11 protein-coding genes and 1 pseudogene are annotated in these 12,106 nt (G+C 39.1%); 4 read left to right on the top strand and 8 right to left on the bottom strand.

Going from position 1 to position 12,106, the window contains the following annotated elements; genetic code table 11:
- Positions 1–15: 15 nt before the first annotated feature.
- From N5J47_RS17815 to cysS, 8 genes and pseudogenes are all read right to left on the bottom strand, one after another.
- A complete protein-coding gene (locus N5J47_RS17815; protein WP_279961368.1) occupies positions 16–720 on the bottom strand; it encodes a metallophosphoesterase in 705 nt (234 codons plus the stop codon).
- 642 nt (positions 721–1,362) lie between these two features.
- Positions 1,363–3,270, bottom strand: a complete 1,908-nt coding sequence (thrS, locus tag N5J47_RS17810) for a threonine--tRNA ligase (RefSeq protein WP_279961367.1) — start codon at positions 3,268–3,270, stop codon at positions 1,363–1,365.
- Between the two features lie 27 nt (positions 3,271–3,297).
- The gene (locus N5J47_RS17805; protein ID WP_279961366.1) at positions 3,298–4,653 is read right to left on the bottom strand and encodes a dihydroorotase; all 1,356 of its coding nucleotides are present in this window, start codon (positions 4,651–4,653) and stop codon (positions 3,298–3,300) included.
- The gene (locus N5J47_RS17800) at positions 4,643–5,203 is read right to left on the bottom strand and encodes a carbonate dehydratase (protein ID WP_279961365.1); all 561 of its coding nucleotides are present in this window, start codon (positions 5,201–5,203) and stop codon (positions 4,643–4,645) included. Before N5J47_RS17800 ends, N5J47_RS17805 begins: the two co-directional genes overlap by 11 nt.
- 12 nt (positions 5,204–5,215) lie before the next feature.
- A complete protein-coding gene (gene hisI, locus N5J47_RS17795; protein ID WP_279961369.1) occupies positions 5,216–5,635 on the bottom strand; it encodes a phosphoribosyl-AMP cyclohydrolase in 420 nt (139 codons plus the stop codon).
- A complete protein-coding gene (folE2, locus tag N5J47_RS17790) occupies positions 5,629–6,531 on the bottom strand; it encodes a GTP cyclohydrolase FolE2 (protein WP_279961364.1) in 903 nt (300 codons plus the stop codon). Before folE2 ends, hisI begins: the two co-directional genes overlap by 7 nt.
- Positions 6,532–6,655: 124 nt before the next feature.
- Complete coding sequence (gene fur / locus N5J47_RS17785; RefSeq protein WP_279961363.1) at positions 6,656–7,069, bottom strand: ferric iron uptake transcriptional regulator; 414 nt, start codon at positions 7,067–7,069, stop codon at positions 6,656–6,658.
- Between the two features lie 388 nt (positions 7,070–7,457).
- Positions 7,458–8,905: pseudogene (gene cysS / locus N5J47_RS17780) on the bottom strand (cysteine--tRNA ligase).
- A 201-nt stretch (positions 8,906–9,106) separates the two neighbouring features.
- Between cysS and N5J47_RS17775 the strand changes: the two are divergent.
- The 4 genes from N5J47_RS17775 to moaB are packed head-to-tail and all read left to right on the top strand — an operon-like array spanning position 9,107 to position 12,022.
- The gene (locus tag N5J47_RS17775) at positions 9,107–9,841 is read left to right on the top strand and encodes a D-Ala-D-Ala carboxypeptidase family metallohydrolase (protein WP_279961362.1); all 735 of its coding nucleotides are present in this window, start codon (positions 9,107–9,109) and stop codon (positions 9,839–9,841) included.
- 11 nt (positions 9,842–9,852) lie between these two features.
- The gene (locus N5J47_RS17770; protein ID WP_279961361.1) at positions 9,853–10,272 is read left to right on the top strand and encodes a transcriptional repressor; all 420 of its coding nucleotides are present in this window, start codon (positions 9,853–9,855) and stop codon (positions 10,270–10,272) included.
- Between the two features lie 8 nt (positions 10,273–10,280).
- Positions 10,281–11,492, top strand: coding sequence for a zinc metallochaperone GTPase ZigA (gene zigA / locus N5J47_RS17765; protein WP_279961360.1), 1,212 nt, complete (start codon positions 10,281–10,283; stop codon positions 11,490–11,492).
- Between the two features lie 23 nt (positions 11,493–11,515).
- A complete protein-coding gene (gene moaB / locus N5J47_RS17760; RefSeq protein ID WP_279961359.1) occupies positions 11,516–12,022 on the top strand; it encodes a molybdenum cofactor biosynthesis protein B in 507 nt (168 codons plus the stop codon).
- Positions 12,023–12,106 lie beyond the last annotated feature (84 nt).

Raw genomic sequence — 12,106 nt, 5'->3', positions numbered from 1 at the left:
AGAATGAAAAATTTTTTAAATTTCTAAAACTGTTAAGGATCCCCCAAAAACAGCTCCTGTATCGATGAAGAAGCAGTTCTCATGCTGGATAGGTTCTTTAACTACTGTGTGACCAAAATAGATCTCATCGACTCCTGTAACCATCTTATATGCAGGGTTATACTTACTAAACCGAACACGTCCTCGGTGCCACAGCGCAATTTGCATAGCTGACTGTTCACCTTTAATGAAGTAGTTATTTTTGAGAACCTCTTGCTTGAATTCTTCCCAGTCATTGATATGTATATCAGCATGGACAAAGCCATAAGTTTTTTGGTTATGGTGAATTTCAAGAATGATTGGCAAATTGCGGCATTGCTCAATAATAGTTTCTTGTTGGTTGAGAGGTAATTGATATAACCAAGCTCCTCCATGATAAGCATGCATTTCTTCCATCTCATCATCGACTGTTGCTTCAATACACATCTGTTCATGGTTTCCACGTATTGCTTTAAACCAGGGCTCATCAATAAGACTAAGGCATTCAAGGTTTTCATTCCCTCGATCTACCAAATCTCCAACGGAGACCAATAAATCCTGCTGAAAGTTAAATTCTAGTGCGGCTAACTTATTCATAAGTAATGTGTAGCAACCATGTAGGTCACCTATTACAAAAAGTCGCCCTTGAATCGGTTGGTTATACACTTCGACTAGATTGTTACCTAAATTGATTTCTTTCATATTTATAAGCTAGATGTAGGTTTCTCCAAAAAAAACAAGATATGAGATATGAAGTATTGAATCAAAGAAGATTTTGTTTATTTGGGGTATGGTAAATCCGTAATCGTTAAATAACCATTAGCCCACCTAAACCAAACAGGCATAGTAGGGCAGTAATTACCATCAGCCTGATGACCCATCTCATTTTATAACTGAGTAAAAAAACAATACTCCTACCACCAGTATCAATAAACCAAAATATGCTGTCAGCCCAATCGAAAAGCCCCATGTTTGAATACTGAGGATCGATGCTATAGCCAGAAAAACCCATCCAATCACTCTTAAATAAACGGGTTTTAGCAAAGTAACAAGTAGCCAAATACCAATGGAATTTCGCTTGAAACTCATGATCGTTATCAGTCTGAATGGTAATGTTGATGTAAATGAATAATCGTGTCTTCAATCTTAGCAGGCGTGCATAGTTTAGGATTCTTTGGACAGAAGAGCTTTTGTACTCAAAATCGAAACTCCTGTGACATGAGGTAAAATGTACCAAAATCTCAATTTTCGCAGTTCAAGCTCTTTTTTAGAAACTTATTTCTTAAACCTAGGGCGATTGGTTCTTACAATAGATGATGTCATATCACAACTCATTATGAAATCTTAAACAGCTAAAGATGAGGAAGTAAAGAAATCTTGCAGTTCTGCAATTGGGAAAATCCCCAAATCTTGTCCATCTTGGGAACGTATGCGAACAGCAGATTGCTGTATTTCCTGTTCACCAATGATGATGAGATAAGGAATTTTTTGTAAGGTATGTTGTCGAATTTTATAACTGAGTTTTTCTTGGCTAAAATCCAGTAAGGTACGAAAACCTTGCTGTTTTAGCGATTGATAAAGCTGCTGTGCATAATCCTGTTGAGCATCTGTAATCGGTAAAATTACCATCTGTACAGGAGCTAACCAAAACGGAAAGCGTCCGACATAATGTTCAATCAGAATCCCGATAAAGCGTTCCAGTGAACCAAACAAGGCACGATGCAACATTACTGGTCGTTGTTTTTGATTGTTCTCATCAATATAACTGAGATCAAAACGTTCAGGTAAATTCAAATCAACCTGAATTGTACCGCATTGCCATTCACGACCGATGGCATCTTTGAGGGTAAACTCCAGTTTAGGACCATAAAATGCGCCCTCACCAATATTTAATGTATATGCGATATTAAGCTGTTCTAGTGCTTGCTTTAACGTATTTTCCAAAAAGTCCCAAATTTCTTCTGAACCAATACGATTCTTAGGGCGAGTGGAGAGTTTGATTGAAATATCATTGAAACCAAATTGCTGATAAATTTTATAAATCAAAGCAATAGTATCAGCACATTCTGATAAAAGTTGTGCCTGTGTACAAAAAATGTGGGCATCATCTTGGGTAAAATGACGAACCCGCATTAAACCATGTAAAGCCCCCGATGGTTCATAACGGTGAACTTTACCAAATTCTGCCATGCGTAACGGCAAATCCCGATAACTTTTTAATCCATGTGCATAGAGGCATACTGCACCAGGGCAACTCATTGGTTTTAGGGCATAAACTCGATGGTCTTCAGTTTGCGTGGTAAACATATTCTGTCGGTAATTTTGCCAATGCCCAGAAATTTCCCACAGCTCACGATCCATCACATCAGGTGTATTTACCTCGATATAACCTGCATCATCTTGCTGTTTACGTAGGTAATCGGTTAAAAGCTGAAAAAGCTTCCAACCTTTGGCGTGCCAGAATATTGCACCTGGTGCTTTTTCATCGAAATGTAAAAGATCCAATTGTTGTGCCAATTTTCTGTGATCTCGTTTGGCTGCTTCTTCCTGTTGTTTAAGATAATGTTTTAATTGTTTCTGCTCAGCCCAGCATGTCAGATAAATTCGTTGTAACATCGGTTGACTCGCATCACCCTGCCAATATGCCCCCGACACATGGGTAATTTTAAAATTTTCCAATAAAGCGGTATTGCTCACCAATGGATAAAAGTAGACATCGGAAAAATCCTGCTGTTCAACACAATATAAAGTCGTGGTATCAGGAATCTGTTGTAAACACTGTGATTTAAAATTTTGCTGCTGGAATTGCTGAACAGCCTGTTGCTTACTAACGGCTTGGGTATAGATTTCAATATGCTGTTGTACCCACTCATTCATTTTCAGTTCGATGTGCTGCACGTCTTCGGGATTAAAATGTGACGTATCGGCAAAATCAAAATACAGCCCATGTTCAGTCATCTTATATTCTACCGCTTGAGCTGATGGATAGAGTTGCTGTACGGCCTGTGCCAGTAAATAGGCATAGGAATGACGTAAAATATTCAGTGCATGTTCATCATTGAGATGCAGCAATTCAATATGGCAATCATTTGTAATTAGATGATGCAAATCGACATGATGTTGGTCGATTTTTGCTAGAAAGGCTTTTTTATAGCCCTGGGGTTTATGCAACGATAAAATTTCGTTAATCGACAAAGGCTGTTCAAGCTGAATGTGTTGTGATGTGCCAAGTAAAGAAAGTTGAATATTCATAAAAATCATCTAAATCATTTAAAAAAATTAGCGGTTAATCTCTAATGCCTGTCCCCGACAGTTCAGGAAAAGCTGCTGTTGATGCCATGCCAGTTGTCCCGAAATAATGGTGCTATCCACCAGATAACGAAAGGTTTTATCCCTAAACGGTGTCCAGTTACAGCGCATAAAATTCTGTTGTTCAGAAACAGGCTGTTGATTCTGATTTTCCCTTATCAAGACCAAATCAGCCCAATAACCCTCACGGATATAACCACGATCTTTTATACGAAATAAATCGGCAACCTGATGTGAAGTTTTCTGTACCAATGTTTCAATCGAGAGTTGTTGGTCGGCAACGAGTTCCATTAAGGCAGGTAAGGCGTGCTGTACCAAAGGTAAACCTGATGGGGCATTAAAATATGATTGCTGTTTTTCCTGCCATGTGTGGGGTGCGTGATCTGTACCGATAATATCCACATGATTGCTGTGAGCTACAGCTTCAATCAACGCCTGTTTATCCTGAGCGGTTTTAATGGCTGGATTGCATTTAATCAGGTGCCCTAAATTAGCATAATCGCTATCATCAAAACTTAGATGATGAATACAAACTTCAGCGGTAATATGTTTTCTGTTTAAAGGCAAATTTTTAAATAAGCATAATTCCTTGGCTGTCGTGATATGTAAAACATGCAATTGTGTTCCGTATTTTTCTGCTAAAGACACGGCTAAACGTGAACTCTCAAAACAAGCCTGTTTATCCCGAATTTTTGGATGAAAAACCGCAGGGATGTCCTCACCATATTTTTGGCGATATTGTTGTTCAAGCTGTTTGATGCGTGGGGTATATTCACAATGTGTCAATAAAATGGTGGGAACATTGGCAAATAAGCGTTCCAGTACCTGTGGGTCATCCACCAGCATATTACCCGTTGATGCTCCCATAAAGACCTTTACGCCACTGACTAATTTGGGATCAAGCTGCTCAATAATGGGTAAATTATCGGCACTTACACCAAAATGAAAAGCATAGTTGGTCATACTATGCTTGGCTGCAATCTCTTTTTTTTGCTGTAAAGCTGTTAAATCGAGTGTAGGTGGATTGGTATTTGGCATATCCATCACACTGGTAATACCACCAATCACAGCCGCCATAGATTCAGAAGCAAAACTCCCCTTATGTGGTGAACCTGGGTCACGAAAATGCACTTGGTCATCAATCATGCCTGGAATGAGCCATGCACCATTGGCTTCAATTGTTTTGGTTTTATGGATGCCTGTAATTTCAGACTGAATTTTACTGATTCGTCCCTGTTGAATCAGTACATCACTTACTTGGCAAGCACCCTCATTGACAATATTGGCATTCCGAATGACTAGATCTGGTAAATTTTTAAAATTCATTTTGTAAAGCCTTATAGCCTTGTACCAGTTCGATATTGGTTGTGACCACACTTTCAGAAAATTCACTAATGGAAATATCAATGGGTGGGAATTGGCTTAAATCTGTTCTAGGATTGATATAGCTCATGGCAGGTACATAAAAACGTTCAGGTAAATCCCGCCCGTCTACTACGGCATTATGGCGTACAGCACTATGACTGCCGACTTTGCAGTTAAACAGCACACTGTTAAAACCAATAAAGACATGATGACCAATTTCACATGGACCATGAATAATTGAACGATGAGCAATGGATGAGCTTTCACCAATGATGACCTGTGCACCTGCTTTGGAGTGAATCACGACGCCATCCTGAATATTGGAGTTTGCACCAATAATTATCGGCTGCATTTCTCCATGCTCATCAACTTCGTCAGCACGAATGACGGCATAAGGACCGACAAAAACGTTTGCATGAACAATGACCTTACCGCAGATAATTGCTGTATGGTCAATATAGGCAGACTGATCAATAACGGGCAGATGCCCAGATGGATTTTTACGAATCATAGCTTCACTTATTTAAATCATGGGTTGGGTTAAGATCTCGGCTTGATTATCCGTCAAACCAATATAGAAACAGTTGGGACGAAAGGTATGGCAAGCTGCTCCAGACTGTTCAACTAAAAACAAGATGCTGTCGCCATCACAATCGAGTCGGGCTTCCATCAGTTTTTGTCGGTGTCCAGAGCTTTCACCTTTTCGCCATAAACATTGACGGGAACGTGACCAATAGCAGACTTGTTTTGTTGTTAATGTTTCTAGTAAAGCATCACGATTGACCCACGCCAGCATGAGCACATCCTTACTATGGATATCCTGTGCAATCGCTGTGATTAAACCATCCTGATTCCAAGGAATTGCCTCAATTACTGTGGTAAAGTCATAAGACTGTCCTAGTTTTCCGTATTCCATTTGCAGGAAGATGGATGAACTCACCACTGCCATGCACCTTGTGCAACCGCATCATGTGCATGTAGGCTTTCCGCATGGATGACTTTAAAATGAAAACCTGAGATATAGGGATAACCCTCAAAGGCAGAAAACAAACGCCGTAAGGCATCTTCACAGAACATTAGGTTTTGCCCATTCGCCAAGGTAAATGCCTGCTCATCGATACGCTTTACAGCAGTTTGCACAGGTGTCGCCAGTGCCTGTTCGGCATGATTAATTAATGCCATAAAAGGAATTGTGTCTAAGTTTTTTGCTAACTTGAATTTTAGTTGGGCAAAACTTCTTTGGCTGTGAGGGGTTGCGACAATCGCATCAGTTGTGCCAAGCCATGCCACAATGTCATCCATATTTGTGACATCTAATTGTTGGGAGTGAACAGCTTTCCGAAAACTTTTTTGGATCAGGTCACGAGCCAGTGCCGCAGAGCAGGGACAAGTTGATGAATAAGGAATTTCCAGTGTCAGCTCTGCCTGAAAAGATTGTTGTTTTAATTCACATGACAAGTTAAATGGATAGCTTTTCCATCCTGATAATTGGCTAATTAAAGCTGGTCGTTCTATCTGAAGTTCACTTTGAATATTGATACGGGCATGTTGGGAAAGTGATTGATGGCTAAATAGAAAGTCTTGTAAAGCATGCTGTAACTGCTTTAATGTTAAATCCCGTGTTGCCGTTAAATCCAGCAGGCGAGTATATAGTCGAGACATGTGAATGCCCTTGGCATTCGGATCATCTAGACTTACATAAGCATTTACTTTACATGAACATGGGGTGTTATGTAGATATAGGGGTAGAGCAATATTTTCCATACCCACCCAGTCCAGACAGTAGGGATGGGATAAGACTGAGTGTTCAGTGGAGATGTCTGGAAGCTTTGAAGTCATATTACAGCAATCAAGTTATTAAATGTTATGTTATAACATAACATTTAATTTGTGGAATAACTAGATTGCAATACTATTATTAGGTTAAGGCTTTGAATTTAAATGATTGATATTATTGTTTTGGTTAGCTTTTATTTCGACAATAGCCAAAAAGAATCAGAGAATGGCCTGTTAGAACGAAATCATGCTGTTCAGCAATCTCATGTATTTTTTGTTCAATGTCCTCATTTCTAAATTCAATAATTTGATTACTACGTTGACAGACCAAATGATCATGTGAGGTCTCCTGTTTGATTTCAAATACAGAATGAGTCGTATCAAAATTATGCCGTTGCACAATGCCTGCCATTTCAAATTGGGTTAGAACCCGATAAACAGTCGCTAAACCCACATCTTCTCCTTGTTCTAGTAGTTTCTTATAAATATCTTCAGCACTCAGATGATGAGGAATTGCATTTTCAAGTAACTCTAAAATTTTTATACGGGGCAGGGTAACCTTAAGGCCTGCTTTTCTTAAATCTTGGTTGCTAATAGCCATTTACAAATTACTCCCTTGCACAATTTAAAGTATATAATTGTTATGTTATAACATATCAATTTGTGAAATTGATCATGAATTTGAAAGAGTGTGTTTCTATTATGTGTTTTAGCCGATTGACCAGAATTTTTGCTCGTCTAGGCTGAAATGTTAATTTATCGACCAGTATCACTGTACAAGGTTTAGAGTGGTGCGGTTTAATTGACCGTTCATGTCTCCATAATTTCATCGACTTCATTGGGGATTGTTCAACGATTTTATATGTTTGGGGACAGTCATGGTAAAAAATGGCTGGATTTCTTTGCGAATACCTTTAACCGATGTGATCCATTCCCATATTTTATCTTTACTTGTCGACAACTCGGATTCAAAATACAAAACGAGAGGTTCATTCATGGCTTTTTCCTTTATATTTCCAAATTGTTTGATTGGCCGTATCTTCCAAGACAATCCCTTGTTGCAGTAATTCCTGTCGAATCCCATCTGCCAAAGCAAATTGTTTATTGGCTCGGGCAGACTGTCGAGCCTGAATCGCTTGCTCAATCTCCTGTACAGATAGGTAAAGCTGACCGTAACTGGTAAAAGATTGTTTTAATATCTGTTCAGCATCTTGTTGAAAGAGATTCAGCACCTGACCGATCCACAATAACGTCTGATAATATTCTAAAATCTTGGATATAGATTTTTCTCTTAATGCAATATTGAGCTGTTTTAGTAATTCAAAGCAAATTGCTAACGCCTCTGGCGTATTGAAATCATCATTCATCGCGGTGTTAAATTTATCAATAAAATTATGTTCCAATACTATTGGTATAGATATATCTATATGACTTTGATTTAGATAAAGTTGCACTTGACGAAAGGCTTGGTAAAAACGTAATAATGTTTTTTCAGTGTCCTGTAAAATATATCTGGAAAAATGAATTGGACTACGATAGTGCGATGAAATCATTAGAAACCGAATGACTTCGGGGTGATAGGTTTTAAAGCATCTCGAATGGTCAGGAAATTTCCCAATGACTTCGACATCTTCTCTCCATCAACCGTGATAAAACCTGTATGTAGCCAATAATTGACATATTTTTTCCCCGATGCGGCCTCACTTTGGGCAACTTCGTTTTCATGATGTGGAAAAATCAAGTCACCGCCACCTCCATGAATGTCAAAATGTTCACCTAAATGACACATTGACATTGCTGAACATTCAATATGCCATCCTGGACGACCATCCCCCCAAGGTGATTGCCAGACAGGTTCATTTGGTTTAGCTGCTTTCCATAAGACAAAATCAAAAGGGTGATTTTTCTCATTAACCAATCCAACTCGTTCACTTGCCCCAGCTTGCATACCCTCTAATTTACGCCTTGATAAACGACCATAGGCAGGATAATTTTCCACAGAAAAATAAACATCACCATTCTGACTTTGATATGCAAATCCTTTATCAAGTAGGGTCTGTGTGATGCCTTGAATATCCTGAATATGATCGGTTGCCTTGGGTTCTGCATCTGGATCTAAACAGCCCAAAGCATGAAAATCCTCATGCATCGCATCAATAAATCGGGATGTTAGGTCATAAATAGACTCATGATTCTCATTGGCTCGCTGGATTATCTTGTCATCAATATCAGTAATGTTACGGACATAACGAACGTTCCAGCTTTGTGACCGCAGGAAACGCACAATATAGTCAAAGGCAATCATGGTTCTGGCATGACCAATATGACAATAATCGTAGACAGTGATACCACAGACATATATTCCAATTTCATTGGCTTTAATGGGCTGAAAACGTACTTTAGAGTGGGTTTCCGAATTGTAAATATACAAGGGCATCTTATTTCCTAATGAATATCCAATTAAAAATAAAATCCCATATAAGTCAAAATATTATTGAAAAATAAGTGGGAAATTAAATCGTCATAGTGGGGATGACTTTTAAATATTATTGTAATGTTATAACATAACAATAATAAGGGCAAGGAAACATACCAGATTCAAAATGCTCTTACTCTCGGTTGGGGCGTAAAGGTGCTTATGAAACAAATATTCTTTTCATGTTTGGTGTTATGTCTTTCGGCATGTAGCCAGCAGAAAACAGGACAATACCCTACGATATTGTCCTCACCATCCAGAGATAAAGAAACATTCGTTGTGACACAAAGATGGGCTGAGACCTCTCTCAAATCCAAAGCCTCACAAAAAACTATTCCCAAGGCTTATCTTGATTGGCTTGTCCAATCTCCCAACCAACAGGAGGTAAAGGCCTATAAAGCGTTTTTATTGCAACACCATCTAGATAATATCGCCCCAGACTTTGAGCTATTTCAAACTGCTAGAGATTGGCAAAAGTGTAATGCCCAAGAGTTTGAGATACCGCCACAAGAAATATGGTCAAACATCATTCCAACCTTACAGATTTTAAAACAGTTGGTGGAACGCAAAATCTTGGATGACTTTACAGTGACCTCGGTCTATCGAAATTTTAATTTAAACCGTTGTGCAGGTGGGGCGGATTCTTCCAAGCATGTGTTTAATGCAGCTCTGGATTTTCGTATCGGTTCGGCCCAACCCTCACCAGATGAACAAATCATTATTCAAGAGACTAAAAATAAACTTTGCCAGTTTTGGCAAGAACAAGGAATGAACCTCCAAATGGGGTTAGGTGTTTATGCATCAGGTCAAATCCATATTGATAGTGCTGGCTATCGTACCTGGGGTGTTGATCATCGCAGTACATCCTCACCTTGTCTTGCTATGGATTATAAATAAAGGAAAAGTGTATGACTAAAACCAAGCTTAGCTCTGCACAACAGACCATATTACAGATATTACAAACTGAAAATAAAGCCATGAGTGCCTATGCCCTGTTAGACAAGGCAAAACCTTTTGGTTTTCATGCCCCAATGCAGATTTATCGCATTCTGAACAAACTCATGGATTGTGGGCTGATTGTTAAAATCGATGCACTCAATATGTATCTGGCCCATGACTGCCAACATCAACAACATATTTATCAACTCCTGACCATTTGCACTGAATGCCAAAAAGTACAGTGTGTTGATTTACCTCAACTTGGGCCTGTTATTGAACAATCTATTCAACCTCAACATTTTAACACTAAACAGCAACATTTAGAGCTGTTGGGGCAATGTGCTTTATGTTGTTCCAGACATAAAGATGAAATCAACATGAAAAAGTGAGAAAGCCAATGGATACACCTTTAGCCACTCCCGCCAAATTACCAGTGACAGTATTGTCAGGTTTCTTAGGTGCGGGAAAAACCACACTCCTCAATCATATACTCAACAATCGTGATGGACGACGTATTGCTGTCATCGTCAATGACATGTCGGAAGTGAATATTGATGCAGCCTTAGTAAGAGATGGTGGTGCAGAACTATCCCGTACTGATGAAAAACTGGTTGAAATGAGTAATGGTTGTATCTGCTGTACTTTGCGTGAGGATTTACTGGTCGAAGTTCGTCGTCTGGCTCAGGAATGTCGTTTTGATCAACTGGTAATTGAATCCACAGGTATTTCTGAACCTTTGCCTGTAGCAGAAACGTTTACCTTTGAAGATGAACAGGGGGTTTCACTCAATGAGTTTGCACGCCTTGATACCATGGTGACAGTGGTTGATGCTTTTAATTTTCTTAAAGATTATAGTTCTTATGATAGTTTACAGCAGCGTGGCGAGTCATTGGGTGAGGAAGATGAACGGACCGTGGTTGATTTACTGATTGAGCAAATCGAGTTTTGTGATGTCATTGTACTGAATAAAGTGGACTTGATTACGGACATGGAAAAACAGCAACTCTTTGCCATTCTCCATAAACTAAATCCACGAGCAAAAATTGAAGTTGCTGAATTTGGCAAGGTCGATTTAGACAAGGTTTTGAATACCAATCTTTTTGATTTTAATGCTGCCTCTCAAGCACCAGGCTGGTTAAAAGAGTTACGTGGTGAACATACGCCAGAAACAGAAGAATATGGGATTCGTAGTTTCGTCTATCGGGCAAGACGACCATTTCACCCTCAGCGTTTTTATGATTTTGTCCATTCAGAATGGAAAGGTGTGGTACGTTCCAAAGGATTCTTCTGGCTGGCATCCGATCCAACTTTGGCAGGCACATGGTCTCAGGCAGGCGCCATGGCAAGGCATGGGGTGGCAGGTTACTGGTGGGCGGCTGTACCGCAGGAGGATTGGCCACAGGATTCCCAAAGTGTGGCTGCCATTGAAAACAATTGGCATCCAAGTACTGGTGATGCCCGTCAGGAAATTGTCATGATTGGTATGGATATGGATGAACAAGGACTCATCCAGCAATTTGAGCAGTGTTTGCTAACTGATGAAGAAATGGCACAGGGGCCTGAACAATGGCAAAAACTTGATAATCCTTTCCCGAATTGGGTTTCATAAATCAATATTTTTGTAGGTATTATATGAACATAAGCTTTAAGGCTTTAAATATCGCAATTCTGACGGTATCAGATACTAGGGATTTTACTAACGATAAATCAGGCGAGTACCTTGAATCTGCTATTCTAAAAGCAGGTCATCAACTCGCTATTAGACAAATATGCCCAGATGATCTTTATCAAATTCGTGCATTCGTAAGCAGTTGGATTGCTGATCCCCAAATTTCAGTCATATTAACTACAGGCGGTACTGGCTTTTATGAGCGCGATATAACACCAGAAGCGGTATCTATTCTATTCGATAAACATATACAAGGATTTGGGGAAATATTTAGGGCAATGTCACTTGCTGAGATTGGTATGTCTACCATTCAATCTCGTACAATAGCAGGCATTGCAAATCACACAGGTATATTCTGTTTGCCAGGTTCCACAAATGCGTGCAAAACAGCATGGACTAATATATTAGAGAATCAATTTAATATCTTAACCCAGCCATGTAATTTTGTAACACATTTCCATAAGGGCTGATATACACCTTTATATATTTAATTTTAATAATCATAGAAATACAATATAAAGTAAAATTGTGATTCTATGATTTAAAAAAATTTA

The organism is Acinetobacter sp. GD03645 (assembly GCF_029845285.1).
GTDB classification, from domain to species: domain Bacteria; phylum Pseudomonadota; class Gammaproteobacteria; order Pseudomonadales; family Moraxellaceae; genus Acinetobacter; species Acinetobacter corruptisaponis.
Note: the sequence above shows the minus strand (reverse complement) of the source record. Positions and strands in the feature narration are given on the sequence as shown.

What these genes read in the sequence shown, in the direction of transcription:
- N5J47_RS17775 (WP_279961362.1), top strand. Translation starts at nt 9,107, where the DNA reads ATGAAACAAATATTCTTTTCATGTTTGGTGTTATGTCTTTCGGCATGT.
- thrS (WP_279961367.1), bottom strand. Translation starts at nt 3,270, where the DNA reads ATGAATATTCAACTTTCTTTACTTGGCACATCACAACACATTCAGCTT.
- zigA (WP_279961360.1), top strand. Translation starts at nt 10,281, where the DNA reads ATGGATACACCTTTAGCCACTCCCGCCAAATTACCAGTGACAGTATTG.
- moaB (WP_279961359.1), top strand. Translation starts at nt 11,516, where the DNA reads ATGAACATAAGCTTTAAGGCTTTAAATATCGCAATTCTGACGGTATCA.
- folE2 (WP_279961364.1), bottom strand. Translation starts at nt 6,531, where the DNA reads ATGACTTCAAAGCTTCCAGACATCTCCACTGAACACTCAGTCTTATCC.
- N5J47_RS17815 (WP_279961368.1), bottom strand. Translation starts at nt 720, where the DNA reads ATGAAAGAAATCAATTTAGGTAACAATCTAGTCGAAGTGTATAACCAA.
- fur (WP_279961363.1), bottom strand. Translation starts at nt 7,069, where the DNA reads ATGGCTATTAGCAACCAAGATTTAAGAAAAGCAGGCCTTAAGGTTACC.
- N5J47_RS17800 (WP_279961365.1), bottom strand. Translation starts at nt 5,203, where the DNA reads ATGATTCGTAAAAATCCATCTGGGCATCTGCCCGTTATTGATCAGTCT.
- N5J47_RS17805 (WP_279961366.1), bottom strand. Translation starts at nt 4,653, where the DNA reads ATGAATTTTAAAAATTTACCAGATCTAGTCATTCGGAATGCCAATATT.
- N5J47_RS17770 (WP_279961361.1), top strand. Translation starts at nt 9,853, where the DNA reads ATGACTAAAACCAAGCTTAGCTCTGCACAACAGACCATATTACAGATA.